General features: G+C 43.2%; 17 protein-coding genes, 1 pseudogene and 1 CRISPR repeat array. Of the genes and pseudogenes, 8 read left to right on the forward strand and 10 right to left on the reverse strand.

Features of this window, described 5'->3' with window-relative positions; all coding sequences use genetic code 11:
- Positions 1-79 precede the first annotated feature (79 nt).
- Positions 80-1,450, reverse strand: a complete 1,371-nt coding sequence (tnpC, locus tag BROSI_RS01330) for an IS66 family transposase (protein ID WP_052561652.1) — start codon at positions 1,448-1,450, stop codon at positions 80-82.
- On the reverse strand, positions 1,437-2,318 hold the full coding sequence (locus BROSI_RS01335; RefSeq protein ID WP_052561653.1) for a Druantia anti-phage system protein DruA: 882 nt from the start codon (positions 2,316-2,318) through the stop codon (positions 1,437-1,439). Before BROSI_RS01335 ends, tnpC begins: the two co-directional genes overlap by 14 nt.
- A 259-nt stretch (positions 2,319-2,577) precedes the next feature.
- Here BROSI_RS01335 and cas1 (BROSI_RS01340) point away from each other — a divergent pair, with 259 nt between their 5' ends.
- The 6 genes and pseudogenes from cas1 (BROSI_RS01340) to BROSI_RS01360 all read left to right on the forward strand — a co-directional run bounded on the left by cas1 (BROSI_RS01340) (position 2,578) and on the right by BROSI_RS01360 (position 6,883).
- Positions 2,578-3,576 carry a CRISPR-associated endonuclease Cas1 gene (cas1, locus tag BROSI_RS01340; RefSeq protein ID WP_052561655.1) on the forward strand — a complete coding sequence of 333 codons (999 nt, stop codon included), beginning with the start codon at positions 2,578-2,580 and terminating at the stop codon, positions 3,574-3,576.
- Between the two features lies 1 nt (position 3,577).
- The gene (gene cas2 / locus BROSI_RS01345) at positions 3,578-3,853 is read left to right on the forward strand and encodes a CRISPR-associated endonuclease Cas2 (RefSeq protein WP_052561657.1); all 276 of its coding nucleotides are present in this window, start codon (positions 3,578-3,580) and stop codon (positions 3,851-3,853) included.
- A gap of 209 nt (positions 3,854-4,062) precedes the next feature.
- Positions 4,063-4,488: a CRISPR direct-repeat array (repeat unit 37 nt; unit sequence GTGTGAATCATTGACCTGATGAATAAGGGATTGCGAC).
- Positions 4,489-4,583: 95 nt separating this feature from the next.
- Positions 4,584-4,895 (forward strand): hypothetical protein, encoded by a 312-nt coding sequence (locus tag BROSI_RS01350; protein ID WP_052561659.1) that lies wholly within the window; start codon positions 4,584-4,586, stop codon positions 4,893-4,895.
- Positions 4,896-4,915: 20 nt separating this feature from the next.
- Positions 4,916-5,311, forward strand: coding sequence for a nucleotidyltransferase domain-containing protein (locus tag BROSI_RS01355; RefSeq protein WP_082058951.1), 396 nt, complete (start codon positions 4,916-4,918; stop codon positions 5,309-5,311).
- Positions 5,262-5,387 (forward strand): annotated as a pseudogene (locus BROSI_RS21195) (GxxExxY protein); the annotation flags it as partial. The gene BROSI_RS01355 and the pseudogene BROSI_RS21195, both read left to right, overlap by 50 nt.
- Before the next feature lie 344 nt (positions 5,388-5,731).
- Positions 5,732-6,883: an IS4 family transposase gene (locus BROSI_RS01360; protein WP_420886064.1), complete on the forward strand. Its 1,152-nt coding sequence runs from the start codon at positions 5,732-5,734 to the stop codon at positions 6,881-6,883.
- Positions 6,884-7,020: 137 nt separating this feature from the next.
- Here the strand turns inward: BROSI_RS01360 and cas1 (BROSI_RS01365) are convergent, their stop codons facing one another.
- Positions 7,021-7,521, reverse strand: a complete 501-nt coding sequence (cas1, locus tag BROSI_RS01365) for a CRISPR-associated endonuclease Cas1 (protein ID WP_162183210.1) — start codon at positions 7,519-7,521, stop codon at positions 7,021-7,023.
- A 129-nt stretch (positions 7,522-7,650) separates the two neighbouring features.
- Between cas1 (BROSI_RS01365) and BROSI_RS01370 the strand changes: the two genes are divergently transcribed.
- Entirely contained in the window at positions 7,651-9,420 is a 1,770-nt protein-coding gene (locus tag BROSI_RS01370) for an IS1634 family transposase (protein WP_052561664.1), read from the forward strand.
- Positions 9,421-9,571: 151 nt separating this feature from the next.
- Here BROSI_RS01370 and BROSI_RS20930 read toward each other — a convergent pair whose 3' ends face one another.
- The 7 genes from BROSI_RS20930 to BROSI_RS01405 form a co-directional block, all read right to left on the reverse strand.
- On the reverse strand, positions 9,572-9,694 hold the full coding sequence (locus BROSI_RS20930) for a hypothetical protein (RefSeq protein WP_261338836.1): 123 nt from the start codon (positions 9,692-9,694) through the stop codon (positions 9,572-9,574).
- A gap of 234 nt (positions 9,695-9,928) precedes the next feature.
- Complete coding sequence (locus BROSI_RS01375) at positions 9,929-11,080, reverse strand: IS4 family transposase (protein ID WP_420886065.1); 1,152 nt, start codon at positions 11,078-11,080, stop codon at positions 9,929-9,931.
- Between the two features lie 168 nt (positions 11,081-11,248).
- Positions 11,249-11,680, reverse strand: a complete 432-nt coding sequence (locus BROSI_RS19590) for a hypothetical protein (RefSeq protein ID WP_157842308.1) — start codon at positions 11,678-11,680, stop codon at positions 11,249-11,251.
- Positions 11,681-12,305: 625 nt separating this feature from the next.
- Entirely contained in the window at positions 12,306-12,833 is a 528-nt protein-coding gene (locus BROSI_RS01385; RefSeq protein WP_157842309.1) for a hypothetical protein, read from the reverse strand.
- 339 nt (positions 12,834-13,172) lie between these two features.
- Positions 13,173-13,499 carry a hypothetical protein gene (locus BROSI_RS01390; protein WP_052561669.1) on the reverse strand — a complete coding sequence of 109 codons (327 nt, stop codon included), beginning with the start codon at positions 13,497-13,499 and terminating at the stop codon, positions 13,173-13,175.
- Between the two features lie 901 nt (positions 13,500-14,400).
- On the reverse strand, positions 14,401-14,646 hold the full coding sequence (locus tag BROSI_RS01400) for a hypothetical protein (RefSeq protein WP_052561673.1): 246 nt from the start codon (positions 14,644-14,646) through the stop codon (positions 14,401-14,403).
- Between the two features lie 20 nt (positions 14,647-14,666).
- A complete protein-coding gene (locus tag BROSI_RS01405; protein WP_052561675.1) occupies positions 14,667-14,864 on the reverse strand; it encodes a hypothetical protein in 198 nt (65 codons plus the stop codon).
- A gap of 362 nt (positions 14,865-15,226) precedes the next feature.
- On the opposite strand from BROSI_RS01405, the gene BROSI_RS01410 reads away from it, so the two are divergent.
- Complete coding sequence (locus BROSI_RS01410) at positions 15,227-15,682, forward strand: BlaI/MecI/CopY family transcriptional regulator (RefSeq protein ID WP_052561677.1); 456 nt, start codon at positions 15,227-15,229, stop codon at positions 15,680-15,682.
- Positions 15,683-15,799 lie beyond the last annotated feature (117 nt).

Consider the following 15,799-nt stretch of genomic DNA (forward strand, 5'->3'; position numbering starts at 1 on the left):
CCACAGAGGTCACAGAGGTCACAGAGAATAGATAATTCCTGAAAATACTTATTTTGTAACACTTTAGTTCTTTGAAAAATTAACAAGCGATTTTATAGGCCAACCCAGAAGGCGTTTTTACCGTCAGGGCGTTTTTGGCAATTGCCAGAAGGTTTTCAACGGGATTAGCACCTTGTAATTCCGCAGAGCGAAGCAATGTCATAAGGATAGCCTGGGTATTCGCACCTTGAGCAGAACGATTTTGTTGTGAGATCTTTCGAGTCAATACCGGCTTTCGCATCTGTTGCTCAGCATGGTTATTATAGGGACTCACGCCCTCATGTTCCAGGAACGTAAAGAGTTCCTCTTTATGGCGATTCAGACGTTTGATCAGTCTTTGTGCGTCTTTATCCTGATAGGGTGTTATCAAAAACTGTTCAAGCCGATAATGTAATCTCTTTTTCAACCGAAGAAAGCATTCTGGACTCAAATGGTTCTTTTCCTCCGATAACCGCAATGCGTCTTTGAGCACACGAGAGAGTTTTTTCCGGAAAGCTTTCCATGGAATTGACCGATTGTATGTGTCGACTTTTACCAGTTCCGTGAACAGATGATAGAAACACCGCTGCTTTGCCAGTGCGTTTATCTTGTTATAAGCGCCCCAGAAGTCACAAATCAGGATGCCCTTGAATAGTCTGCCTAAGAACTTTTTTATGACAGGCGATCCCCGATTGCGTGTTATGAGGTAGTAGCAGAGGGTTTTGGTGGTAAAACACCACAACCAATGGGTTTTCCCGTTCAACCGCCACCCTGTTTCATCTGCGTGTAAAACGGCACTTGCGGAGACTTTTTGTCCAATATCGTTATACCGTGATTCCAGGAGTGTTGCAAGGGACTTCCAAGCCTGGGTTAAACCACCGGCGCTTATGTGAAAGTTGAAAAATACGGAAACCATCTTTACGATATTGTTTATACTTATGCCGACTAAGTAATGAAGCCAGGCGGTAAAGACAACGAGGCGCAATCCGAGTCGGGCATTTGGCAACGCGTCTGTGACCGTAGGCTGGACAATCTTTCTACAACAAGAACACCAGGAACCATGAACCGTATGTTCAGTCACGACCGGATCAATCTGTGGGATATCTTCGATGTATCGCTTATACGTTCTTACCGGATTTTGCAGTGGCTGGTGGCAATCAGGACAACTCTTGAGGGTATGTGTCTGATAGGCTGTTACTGTTTCCGGCCGTTTCCGGGAAATCCCCTTATGTCCGTGTTTCCTGCCACAAGGCCGTTTTTTCCTTTTGCCTGCGGGCTTGAGATAAGGGGGTGTCATGCCGGACGGGGTGGTTGGACTCGGTTTATCGCAGAGTCTGTCATAGTTCTCTGCTTTCTCGGCCAGTATCAGGATGGCTTGAATCGCATCCTCTCTGTCCATCTCTAAAATGGCTATGGCTTCATCCCTGGTCATGAACAAGAAACCTCTGGAAATTTCTCTGAAGAGGATACAGGTAGAGTTCCTTAGGCTGTCCATGATACTGATAAGTATTGCCCCGTTTTGCACTCCCTTGGGTTTTTCCAACACGAATCCAATTGGCTGCCTGATAGCAGGTGCCTTGAAACCGTGCGGTATCAACAAAGGTTTCAGCCAAATACACGGGATGGCCATAGACGGATTTCCAGTCATGTGACAAACGCCTCAGGGCGATGGATAATACCTTGGATGCAAGGTGTTTGATCATAACCCAGGATGGAATGAGAAATCGCACGTTACTTGCAATCAAATGCAAGTGTGTCCGTTTGGTAGACTCATCCCATCCGATGAAACGATCACGGTCTTTGACCTTCCATGCGGCACTTGCCCATCCAAGACAGGCAACGACCTGATTACCGATACGTACGATGTGCCTGATGTGTTCGCCAACAAGCCGGGGACATCCGAGGTAGTGGTAGTGATAAAGGAGATAACCCCAGAGGTACCTCTCTTGATGATCTCTTACCACCTGGATCGTCGGGGTTTCATACTCGGTGATGGCACCTTCCAGTGTTCTTTTGACAAAAAGGGGTATCTGATCAAAGACCTTAGGTTTGAGATTGTTTTTTGGCCGTATGCGTGGCGGAAGCAAAACCAATCCCTGCTCTTCCAATCTCAGAAGGAGGTCTCGTGCTGCGTATTCTTTCAACTTGCCATTGGGCTGCATCCAGTTCCAGCTCTTGCAGAGTTCTCGGGAAATATAACTTCGCCCTCTGAGAAAATGACGCTCAGTGAGAGCCTTGATAAAGGCTATATCGTCTGCATGCAGTTCTCGTGAACGGTAGTGGAATAGGATAGGCTTCATAATCAGATTCCTTTTCTCTGAAGCCCTTTATACCACAAATGACAAACTGACGCCAGCGTTTTTTTGCGTTTTAACGCTCTTACGGTAAAAACGCCTTCTGGGTTGGCCTATAAAATCGCTTGTTAATTTTTCAAAGAACTAAAGTGTTACCTTATTTTTAATTTGATCCGATAGTTTTACTCATTGTGTTAGCGCTTGTATTATAAAATTTCTTTATAACTCTGTGTCCTCTGTGCCCTCTGTGGCAGAAGAGTTAACCATGGCGAATCTTTATCTGACCGAACAAAATTCCATTTTACGCAAGAGCGGCGACCGGCTTATTGTTCAGAAGGACGACGAAACCCTCCTTGAGGTACAGTGCCATAAGATCGATGCCGTGCTCATCTTCGGAAACGTCCAGTTTACCACGCAGGCCGTGCACGAACTCTTTGAACACGGTATAGAGATGGCCATTCTCACACGAACGGGAAAACTTATCGGACAAATAACCTCCCCTACGCCCAAAAACATTACCCTGCGTCTCCACCAGTTCAGGAAATACGGGGATAATGACTTCCGGCTCATGCTCTCAAAGGCGATTGTGGCGGGAAAGATCATGAATTGCTATAATGTCGTCCGCCTGTTTTCGTATAATCATCCGGAGATTAACCTTGAAACGGAGATCGCGGCGCTGAAGGCAAAGCCCGGGGATGTGGCATTGGCTACCCAAATTAATCAACTATTTGGCCTGGAAGGAAGTGCGGCAAAGGTCTATTTTGATGCCTTTGGTAAAATGCTTCTGGGCGGATTCACGTTTCCGGGAAGAAAGAAGCATCCGTCCACCGACCCCGTCAATGCGCTCCTTTCCCTGAGTTACACCATGATTTTCAGCGAAATATCATCGCTCCTCGATGGACTGGGATTTGATCCGTACCTTGCTTACTATCACAGCATCGACTATGGGCGGGCATCCCTTGCCTCTGATCTCATGGAGGAATTTCGGGCGCCGGTGGCTGACCGGCTGACCCTGAATCTCATGAATAACAGGGTTTTCGGGCAGGAGGACTTTTACTCAAATCCCAACGAAGGGGTTTATCTCAGACGCGATGCATTGAAACGCTACTTTGTGGAATACGAGGGCATGCTCAACCGTGAGTTTGTCCGGCAGGAAACCGGAGAGACTACCACGCTGCGAAAGTGCTTTCGTTACCAGGCGGAAAAACTGGCTGCCACTATTCAAAATATTACACCGTATATTCCTTTTTTGCAGGAGGTATGATATGCTGTATGTCGTATCTTATGATATACCGGACACCGGCAGGAGGACAAAATTGGCAAAGGCGCTTAAGGATTTTGGGGATCGGGTACACTATAGCGTCTTTGAGTGTATGCTGGACAGCATTCTCTTGAATAAAATGGTGGCTAGGGTAAAGAAGATTGTCTTGCCCAATGACGACAGCGTGAGGATATATGCCATCTGCGCCAATTGCGAACGGGCTATTCAAGTGATCGGGCAGGGGAAGGTAACCAAAATGGAGGACATTTACATAGTGTGAAGTACCCCAATGGGTTAACGAAACTCAAAAATCTTCTAAAAAGAGGGGGTGGTTACAGAAAAAATTGTAAAGAATGTACTTATTGATAGTTAGAATAAATTTTTTACCAACTTTTAAGGAGGTAATAGGAAAAAAATGACGCTCAAAAAAGGAGGTTACAGAAAATGCCCTTGTAAGTATTTGTGTTTATTATGGTTGGAATGGGCGGTGTGTGAATCATTGACCTGATGAATAAGGGATTGCGACCCAATAATAATTTAGATAATCTCTGTTTAATGGATATGTGTGAATCATTGACCTGATGAATAAGGGATTGCGACAACATAACCCTGAATTTACTATGATGGAGTTGTATCGTGTGAATCATTGACCTGATGAATAAGGGATTGCGACGCGGTACAATTTTCTCGCACATAAAGCCCCGCTCGGTGAGTTGTGTGAATCATTGACCTGATGAATAAGGGATTGCGACCAAGCTGATTCGGGTCAACTCGGGAGATAGCGGTTTTTTTGTTAAGTGTGAATCATTGACCTGATGAATAAGGGATTGCGACTTCTACTGCGGCGCCAACGGTAATTGCTAATGCTGCTGCAACACGTGTGAATCATTGACCTGATGAATAAGGGATTGATCACAGGGAGCAGTGACCAGTGACCAGATGACAGGGAAAAAAAGCTAATCTACTAGCTGATATCTGGCAACTGGAAACTGGTTACCGAGAACGGCTTGATGAATAAGGGATTGATCACAGTGGCCAGTGGTCAGAGGCCAGATGATAGTTGGAATTTAGATAATTGGTTTTCTGAAATCTGGAACCTGGCAACTGGCACCTGCGAATGGCCTGATGAGACAGTGACCAGGGGCCAGAGACCAGTGGCCAGATGTCAGGGGAATGATAAGGGATTGAAACGAGACGGGAAGAAGGATGAGGGAACGCGGGCAGAGAGACGAAGGGACGAGGGAGGTAAAATCGTGAGAGACGTGTCCGTGAAAAGATACAAAATTATCTCGTACACGGACAACAATCACGATTCAAAATAAACCTGCAGGACATCGTGGTTATGAAGCATAGCATTGGAAAGACAAAAGGAGTTGTATCAATGGTTGTTGTCTCAGATGAAGTACTAGAAATAATTAAAAGGTTTATCGACATGGTCTCCGCCAGTGGACTGCATCTGGAGAGGGCTCTATTGTTTGGTTCCCACGCAAAGGGAACTGCGAACACATGGAGTGATATTGACGTTACCCTGGTATCGAAAGATTTTACCGGTATCGGGTTTTATAACAGGAAACGAGTGAATCCTTTTATCATGAAAACAATGATTTTGCCACAGAGGCCACAGAGAATAAATTATGGATTCTTTAACGGAACAGATTATAGCGGCGGCAATAGAGGTTCATCGTATCCTGGGACCAGGCTTATTGGAATCTATTTACGAAGAAGCCCTTTGTCATGAATTTTCGCTCAGAGAAATTCCCTTTGAACGGCAGAAGGAATTGGATGTGATCTACAAGGATAAAGTCATCAAAGGGCATTGTTAATAAATTTTGGTGAGTCAAGACTCGTGGATGGAATCAAACGTATTTCGTTATAACTTTAATTTTAGCCATAGAGGTCATATCGCAGCAAAGCCGCAACCAAAAGGAAATTAGCCACAAAGACACCAAGACACGAAAAAAAACTTACAAAAAAAAGAAGTTTTTACAGAGTAATACTATAGAGAATCAGCATTGTCCGGTTAGAAATTTGCGTAAAACAAAAGACAATAAATTTTTTTAGAAAGAGGTATTTTTTGCTTGACTTTTTGAAATAGTCAATGATGGCAAAATTTTTATAACACTTTAACTATAAAGGAGTTATAAAAATGCCATATACCATTGATCCGTTTTGCAAACAGCAAAAAATTCCCACGTTTCATGAACTGTTTAGTCCTGTACAGAATATTTTTCATTCGGTGCCACCTCTTGAATCAAAAGGAAACAGGCCGTTGCAGATGAATTTCGAACAACAACTCAAAGCACTTATTTATTACCATCTCGAAGAACATTCCTCAGGCAGAGATCTCCTTCAGGAACTCCAAGAGGATGATTTTGCCAGAACCGAAATAGCGCCTCCCGACGGTATCAAAAAGAGCAGCTTTTTCGAGGCCATCAACCACAGAGGCATCGAGCAACTCCTCTTTATTTTCACGAAACTTCAAGCCGATGCCACAAAGGTGCTCCCCCAGGAATATGAACATCTGGGGGAACTCGTCAGTATTGATGGTTCATTCATTGACGCAGTCCTTTCCATGCATTGGGCAGATTACCGAAAGGGGGCAAAAAAAGCAAAAGCCCACCTTGGTTTTAATCTTAACCATTCTATTCCATCAAAAATTTACCTTACCGATGGTAAAGGTGACGAACGCCCTTTCGTAAACAAAATACTCTCCCCTGGTCAGACGGGAATCATGGACCGTTATTATCAGTGCCATAAAGACTTTGACCTATGGCAGACAGAAGGAAAGCATTTTGTCTGCCGTATCAAAGAGAATACAAATAAATCCGTTATAAAAACCAATCCTCTCAAGCCAGGGAGCATAGTCTTTTATGATGCCCTTGTCCTGCTTGGAACACCCCAGGTGAATCAGACAGAAAAACCTGTTCGCCTTATCGGGTATTGGATAGACGCTAAAGAGTATTGGGTTGCAACTGACCGCCATGACCTTACTGCTGAAGATATCGCTTCTCTTTACAAGCTTCGCTGGAATATTGAAATATTCTTTGGTTGGTGGAAGCGCCACCTCAAGGTCTATCATCTTATCGCACGATCACAGCACGGATTAATGGTTCAAATACTTGCAGGGTTAATTACCTATCTTCTACTTGCTATTTACTGTCACAATAATTTCAAAGAAAAAGTTTCTATCAAAAGAGTCAGAGAGTTGAGAATCAAAATAAATAATGAAGCCAGAAACTTAAACTTTTCTCCTTTTGGTAACTACAATTTTAAAGAACATGCTAAAAATTATAACCACGCAAAAACTTAACCGGACAATGCTGACAATTTGTCTGATTTTACCATATTTTATCGGTCTTTTCACCGATATTTATTACCTCTTCCCCTTAATTCAATGACATTGCCTCGCGAAGGAGGAAGACGGGTGGTTAATTATTTGTAACCGGGCTATATTCCAAACTCAAATGGAATATACGGTATAGTATTTTGAATACTGGAAGCCAGTCTTTCCGCCTGAAGACGAAAACACTTCCTGAACGTCGTATTTTCCCTGGTTTCCTGCCGGACAAACTCACGATTGAGCATGGCCTCGTATTCCACGAAATACCGCTTCAATGTCTCACGCCTGAGGTATACTCCTTCATTGGGATTTGAGTAAAAGTCCTCTTGTCCGAAAACCCTGTTATTCATGAGATTCAGGGTCAGCCGGTCGGCCACCGGCGCCCGGAATTTTTCCATGAGGTCAGAGGCAAGGGATGCCCTTCCATAGTCAATACTATGATAATAAGCAAGGTATGGATCGAAACCCAATCCATAGAGGAGCGATGATAGTTCACTAAAAATCATGGTATAGCTCAGGGAAAGGGGTGCATTGACGGGATCGGGAGAAGGATGTTTCTGTCTTCCCGGGAAACTGAGTTCAGTTAGCCCGACTTTCGCAATTCGCACCCCAAAAAGGTCATTTTTGGGTATTTGTCTCCTGGAAACCATTGATTTTACTGGGGTCGATTTCAAAAACGGCTTGTAGTGCCGACCTACCCTCTTGACGACTTCACGGTGGCGTGAGAAAATGTCCGCATGTTTTTACGAGAAAAGACACGGACAAAAGACGGGAAAACCCACCGGTATTGGAGCGTAGTAGAGAACCGTCGGATCAGCGGAGGCAGAGTGATACAGCGACAAGTGCTCTACCTGGGAGAACTCAATGACAACCAACGAGCGGGGTGGGTTCGGACGATAGAGGCAGTCGCGGGTGAAAAGCCCACAGCAAGACAAGTGGCATTATTTCCGGACGACCGGGAAGCCTTGCCCATACCGGATTGTGAGACCGTCCAGGTGAGGTTGGACAAAATAGAATTGCGCTGTCCCCGGCAATGGGGAGCAAGTTGGTTGGGATTATATTTGTGGGATATGTTGGAACTGGACATCTTTTGGAGGAGTCGTCTGCCATCAAGCCGGAAGGGGACAAGCTGGCTGAATATGCTCAAGGCGCTTGTCTGTTACCGGCTGATCGATCCGGGAAGCGAATTTCGTTTTCACCGTGAGTGGTATGTGCGTAGCGCAATGGGAGATTTGTTGGGGGAAGATGATTCGCTGGCACAGAAGGATAAGCTGTATCGTTGTTTGGATTTGCTGCTTGAGCACCGCGACGAGCTGTTTGGTTTTTTAAAAGGGCAATGGGGCAAGCTGTTTGGCGCGAAGTATGATGTGCTGCTGTATGATTTGACGAGTACGTATTTCGAGAGTGAACCGCCGGCGGCGGATGCTGTGAGTAAAAAACGTTTTGGGTACAGCCGTGACAAACGTTCGGATTGTGTGCAGGTGGTAGTGGCGTTGGTATTGACGCCGGAAGGGTTTCCCGTCGCCTACGAAGTATATCCCGGTAATACAAGAGACACTGCGACATTAGAGGAGTTTCTGGATCGGATAGAAAAGCGGTATGGGAAATTTCGGCGCACCTGGCTCATGGATAGAGGTATTCCAACGGAGGAGGTGTTGGAAAAGATGCGTGAGCGGGGGATTGATTATTTGGTTGGTACTCCGAAGGGGCATTTGACGCGGGTAGAAAAACCGTTACTTGAACAGACGTGGATGCAGGCGCGGGAAAGCGTCCGTGTGAAAATTCTTCAGCAAGAGTCGGAGTTTTACGTTTACGTGGAAAGCCAGGACCGGGTGGCCAAGGAACGTTCCATGCGTTGGCGCAGACTCAGACGTTTGTGGGCGGGTTTGCGCGAACTTCGCAATCGAAAGGTCCTCACGCGCGATGATCTGCTCATGCATATTGGCGCGTTAAAGAAAGAAGCCGGACGAGACTTCAGATTGGTCAATATTTCCATTCCCAAACCGCAGGAGCCGGTCAATGAAAATACGTTCCGGTTCAGTTTGGATCGGGAACGCCTGAGGCAGGCGTATCGGCGCGAGGGGCGTTATTTGCTTCGTTCCAACATGCAAGCCACCGCACCAGAAACCGTGTGGGAAAATTATTTGCTGTTGACGCGGATTGAACAGGCATTCAAGGATTTAAAGGGATCGCTTTCCATCCGCCCCATATGGCACCAATTGGAAAGGAGGATTGAAGCCCATATTTTTGTCTCCTTTTTGGCATTCTGTCTCCACACGACGCTGCGAAATCTTGCGCGGGGACGAGCCGCAGGGTTGACGTCTGAAGCAATTTTGGAAAAACTATCGAGCATTCAAATGATTGACGTTCATTTACCGACAACGGATGGTCGCCACATTGTCATGAGCCGCTATACACAGCCGGAAAAGGATGTTGTTCTCCTTTTGGCACAATTGGGATTGACGCTTCCTGAACAACCTCCGCCCAAGATTTATGCATCAGGATAGGTCGGTCTGTAGTGCCGACCTTTTTACATGACCCCTTGATTTTCATGGCTTAGCGGTTTGCCTACCCCTCGAATTGCGAAGGTCGGGCTAGGAGCATCCTGCCGAAGGCATCAAAATAAACCTTTGCCGCGCTCCCTTCCAGGCCAAACAACTAATTGAGATGGGTAGCCGATGCCACATCATCGGACTTTGCCTTCAGCGCAGCGATCTCCGTTTCAAGGTTAATTTCCGGATGATTATATGAAAACAGGCGGACGACATTATAGCAATTCATGATCTTTCCAGCTTCTGGACAATGAGCCGGTCACCGCTCTTGCGTAAAACGGAATTTTGTTCGGTCAGATAAAGATTCGCCATAGGTAACTCTTCTGCCACAGAGTTCACAGAGAACACGGAGTGTTATAAAGAAATTTTATAATACAAGCGCTAACACAATGAGTAAAACTATCGGATCGAATTAAAAATAAGTATTTTTAGGAATTATCTATTCTCTATCAGCATTGTCCGGTTAAGTTTTTGCGTGGTCATAATTTTTAGCATGTTCTTTGAAATTGTAGTTGCCAAAAGGAGAAAAGTTTAAGTTTCTGGCTTCATTATTTATTTTGATTCTCAACTCTCTGACTCTTTTGATAGAAACTTTTTCTTTGAAATTATTGTGACAGTAAATAGCAAGTAGAAGATAGGTAATTAACCCTGCAAGTATTTGAACCATTAATCCGTGCTGTGATCGTGCGATAAGATGATAGACCTTGAGGTGGCGCTTCCACCAACCAAAGAATATTTCAATATTCCAGCGAAGCTTGTAAAGAGAAGCGATATCTTCAGCAGTAAGGTCATGGCGGTCAGTTGCAACCCAATACTCTTTAGCGTCTATCCAATACCCGATAAGGCGAACAGGTTTTTCTGTCTGATTCACCTGGGGTGTTCCAAGCAGGACAAGGGCATCATAAAAGACTATGCTCCCTGGCTTGAGAGGATTGGTTTTTATAACGGATTTATTTGTATTCTCTTTGATACGGCAGACAAAATGCTTTCCTTCTGTCTGCCATAGGTCAAAGTCTTTATGGCACTGATAATAACGGTCCATGATTCCCGTCTGACCAGGGGAGAGTATTTTGTTTACGAAAGGGCGTTCGTCACCTTTACCATCGGTAAGGTAAATTTTTGATGGAATAGAATGGTTAAGATTAAAACCAAGGTGGGCTTTTGCTTTTTTTGCCCCCTTTCGGTAATCTGCCCAATGCATGGAAAGGACTGCGTCAATGAATGAACCATCAATACTGACGAGTTCCCCCAGATGTTCATATTCCTTGGGGAGCACCTTTGTGGCATCGGCTTGAAGTTTCGTGAAAATAAAGAGGAGTTGCTCGATGCCTCTGTGGTTGATGGCCTCGAAAAAGCTGCTCTTTTTGATACCGTCGGGAGGCGCTATTTCGGTTCTGGCAAAATCATCCTCTTGGAGTTCCTGAAGGAGATCTCTGCCTGAGGAATGTTCTTCGAGATGGTAATAAATAAGTGCTTTGAGTTGTTGTTCGAAATTCATCTGCAACGGCCTGTTTCCTTTTGATTCAAGAGGTGGCACCGAATGAAAAATATTCTGTACAGGACTAAACAGTTCATGAAACGTGGGAATTTTTTGCTGTTTGCAAAACGGATCAATGGTATATGGCATTTTTATAACTCCTTTATAGTTAAAGTGTTATAAAAATTTTGCCATCGTTGACTATTTCAAAAAGTCAAGCAAAAAATACCTCTTTCTAAAAAAATTTATTGTCTTTTGTTTTACGCAAATTTCTAACCGGACAATGCTGCGTAATACTAAACGTTTTTAATGAAAATTACAAAAAAGAGATTTTAAAGACACTTTATAGAGTAATACTATAAGCGCCTGTTTGTACTCATCCACCCTTTTTGACCATCCCGACTCGTTAATATAGCTCTCACTGGGATCGTCTTCATCGTAGTCGGGATCGTTGTTACCGTCATCATGTCTTGACTTTTCTTCCTCGGAATACTTCTCCTGGTTGTCGATCTGAGCCTGCCGTATTTTATCTTCGTAATCTTCCTGATCCTTCTGATCGCTCGTATATGGTCTATCGGTTGTATACTTATCGAGGTATTCGCTAATCCCCTGACAAAGCCTGCCTTGCATATCACCGCCTTGTTTTGTCCCGAACAGCCAGGCATAGAGATTAGTTTTCCCGCTTGGCCTGAATGAGAGGCTGTTAAACATATGGATAGCGTCTTTGGAAGTTTCCATTTGATCTCTGAAGCAATAGGACTGGCAGGATTTAACAAAACCAACACGTCAAAAGGATCAATAAGGGGATATTCGTTTAATCGTTTAGGTACTTCCTGGGAAAGCCAGTATAAATAAAATGTTTCTACAGACTTAGGGATGCTAAAATTAACGTTGTGAGTGAGACCATCAAGGATTTGTTTAGGCGAGAATCCCTTAATCATCGACCACAAGAGAATCCTTGCTTCTTGTTTTATATCATCGGTGTACCTTTTAAGCCCTCTTTTCTTTGCCATCTTTACGGCTTCGGCAATACCTTGAAAAAGACTGCACAGTTTATCTATGGCTTTTTTATCTTGGTTTAACGCCCTCTTAATGGTATTCGTATATATCCGACTAGGTGACAAGTATTCTATCTAGCAGGTCATTGCTTTTCATTTTCTCCGGGGTTAACGTTGGTAGCCAGCTTTCGTATATATCCGACACTGAGTAATAGTCATAACGTGGGAGCGGGTCAAAATATGGTTCCAATTCTAGGGGAATTTCAATTTCTTGACCTTGAATCCTTTCTAGTTGTTTACAACACGGTATATAAATATTTTTGCCGGTTACACGCAAAAGTCCCAATTCTTTAAGTTCTGTGTCTTCAATAATAGAGTATTTGCTTGGGGCTGAAAATCAGGTTTTTTAAATCAAGCTCTTTTTCAGGGTCTATGTCTTCTGCTATGAATTTGCGGTTGGATTCATACCCAGGAGGGAATGTAATATCGCACAGGTTTATAAGCGGGGTAAGAAGTTTTTTAAGCTTTTCCTCGGTCGGGAGTTTTTTGTTCTTTGTTACTTCCTCTACTGCCTGGAGGTATTCTTGTATTAGCCTGGTTTGACTATCCCTATCGGGTTGCTTATGCTGCCTTTCCTGGAATTCTAATGTAAAATCGGATGGTCGGAATCTGTAATTGTTTCCTTGCTGTCCTATTTGTGAGGAATTAGATTTTTCAGTCTCCTGCGTATTTCCTAATCTTTCCAGCGATCCGCTAGATAAAGCCCCCTTTTGCTCCGGTGATAATCTGTCCCAAAAATCAATACACTTTCCTTCGTCTGTTCTTTGTGGTTCCCCAGTCGTCTCTTTACTCAGAAAGCCATTCTGAACACACCTATCTAGAAAACCTCCCATGTTTCGCCCCTCTAAAACGATTTTTTCCTCTAAGATAAAATATAAGGGAAACCATGTAGAGGCCACGGCTTGTCGGGAGCTACCCTATCCCTTAGTTTTTAAGCCGATATTTTGGATATACAAAATGCAGTACTGTTTTAAATTCTGAATACCACATATATCATATTATATACCACATTCACCCAAGGATGTCAAGAGGATTTAAAATATTTCAGGAAATGGCCTGGTATTTGCTAATGACGTCAACAAACAAAAAAGCGGTATAACAAGAACAAGCTCATTACACCGCTTATACACACACTACCTAAAATTACCTTCCGTTCTATTGCGCTTTAATAGCTATTTCTGACCTTGCTGAATAGTCATTAACATCTGGATGATAGTGTCTATCCTCTGGTTAAGCTGGTCAATTTTCCCGTCCAAACGCTTTATATCATCCTTTACTTCAGTTCGCAGTTGTCCTAGCTCCCCCCTCAGACCGCCAATTTCACCTCTCAATTGCCCGGTCTCTGTATCCATTTTCTGAATCAGATACCTAAAATCATCATCCTGTTTCTTTTTGATTTCATCGACCTTCGTAATAATTTCTCCTGTTCGCTCATCTACTACCTGATAAACCAATTCAAGCGTTACCTTTTTTAGGGTATGTTTTATAATTCCCTTCATGCCCTCTTTTCCCCTTAGAGAGAAAAGGCTAACTACAGAAGGTCACGGCTCCCGCAATTAACCTTTTACAGATATTGCTATCCGGCATTATTGCCCTGCAATGCCGTGACTCATTACAGATTCAATTTTCAGAAAAATATCTTAACGGTTCCGGTTTCCCATGTCAAAACAAATGCCTTCGTATGAAGCGATTTCTAGAAAATTTTGGGCAACCAAACACCGGTCTCATATATTGCATCAGCACATACGCCTTAATAGGGGGTGGGGGTATCAGAGGGTGTCCGCCTGGCAGATCGTCCCGATACAGTGACCATTGTTACCACCTAAAACCACTCCCGAATACCACCTGAAACCACCTCAATACCACCTCGCTCTTTTGAGGTGGTCGCCCCGAATCCCTTGATTTTACTGGAAGAATACCACCTATATCACCTATTTTGACGTATTTCCATATTGAATATTTTGAAGTATGTTGGCATCCGCCTGGTATCTAAAATTTAAACATCAAATAAAAAATTTCTCCCCCAATCCCTTTTGAATTTTATATAGACGTGGTACCGGTATTTCTCACCTAGGAGGAAAGCATTGGTGGATGTAGTGAAGGTAGTTTTTCAGAAGACCAAACACCTGGTGAGGAATTGTTGCTTGCCATTCGATGCGATCCACGCCCTTTAATCGAAGATTGTGGGGAATGCTCAGCGTTTCTCCGCCAATACGGTCAATGCCATATATGCCGTAATTGTAGTAACTGTCTACACACAAAGGAGTAATGGCATAACACAACATAAGGTATATTATCGGACGTACGTCTTGAATCCCTTTAAAATCAAGGCATCTGAGACCTTCCCCACTTCCAAGTAATAACGAATATCAATTTTGCCCATCAAAACAACTCAAATCCCTACCCTTTTTGCTGCGTAAATTCGGCATTTATGACTTGCTCAGGGTTTTCTTCCCCACCTTCATCAGGGTAATTACGGTATGCGCTGAGGTCAACAAGGTCGCTGTGTACGTCAAGGTTTACGTTCATGTTGCGGTTAATAACAGGAGATTCACGCTTTTGCTGTTCGATATAGAGTTCATGCGCTTTCTTAAGGCAGATTTCCTCCTTGTCTGATAGCTTCTGTTTTTCTTTGTCCTTGAGCACCTTCTCAGCTATTTTTAAAGTTAACTTGCTACATTATGACCGATTTTCAAAAGTTCGGGATGATCCAAAGAAAAGGCTTTGATCCGTTTCTCTAGCTGATACGGCGCTGTTCCTCCCGCCTTTCCTTGATAGCCAGCTAGTTTATAAGCATCCTGGATAGACTTGCCATCCGCGCGAAGGATATCATATACCTCCGCTTTTTCAGTAAGTTTTTTCATAGATTTATACCTCCGAATTGATAATTGTTAAAGTCTCATGTCGTACCTGAGTCGTACCTATACACAAAAACAGATAAAAACTCTGCCATGTAAAGCAATGATGGAAATGCCTTGCTTGACTTATAAGTGCTGGCGGATCAAAGCTTAACAAAGCAGAACATAGCAGAAAGTGCAAAAAACAAAAAGCCATAAGTGTTTTAGCATAAATATTTTAAGAATCAACAAGTATAAACGATAAATTATACTTGCAAATTCTACAATATGTAGAATATAATAAAACTATTGATGTACTAGTTGTGTGTAATTATTTAAAAAAAATGAGAGTAAAAGGTATTACATATTTTTGATATTAAAGGGAAAACATGAGTAAAGAATTAAAATTCAATTTCAATCCTTTCAAAGAGGGATTGAATCATGTCTTAGGGACATTGGAGAAAGATATTATGGAAGTATTATGGAAACGGGGAGAGTCCTCCGTAAAGGACATTTTGGATACATTCCCTGCCGACAGAAACATTTCATATTCTGCAGTGATCACCGTTACCAATCGAATGACCAAGAAAGGGCTTCTCCAGAAAAGAAAGGTGGGAAAGGCTTATTTTTATAAACCTATCTACGATAGAGAGAAATTCTTTGAAATTGTATCAAAAAAAGTCGTAGAAGGAATTTCTGGATTTTCTCTCCAATCGGCAATGGTGCATTTTGTGGATTATATGTCGCAAATGGACCCGGAAAAAATTGAATACTTTTCCAAACTGATTGAATCCAAAAGGCAATCATTCTCTAAAAAATACGCCGGGAATACAAAGAAAACATGAAACACGTAATCAAAGGTCAACAAGGAAAGGCGCAATTATATTTTCTGTTAATAGTGTTTATTAACCTTGTAATATTTTCGGTAATCGTTACAGGCGTCGCTATTGGCATAAAAGGGT

It is taken from the genome of Candidatus Brocadia sinica JPN1, from assembly GCF_000949635.1.
Classification (GTDB): domain Bacteria; phylum Planctomycetota; class Brocadiia; order Brocadiales; family Brocadiaceae; genus Brocadia; species Brocadia sinica.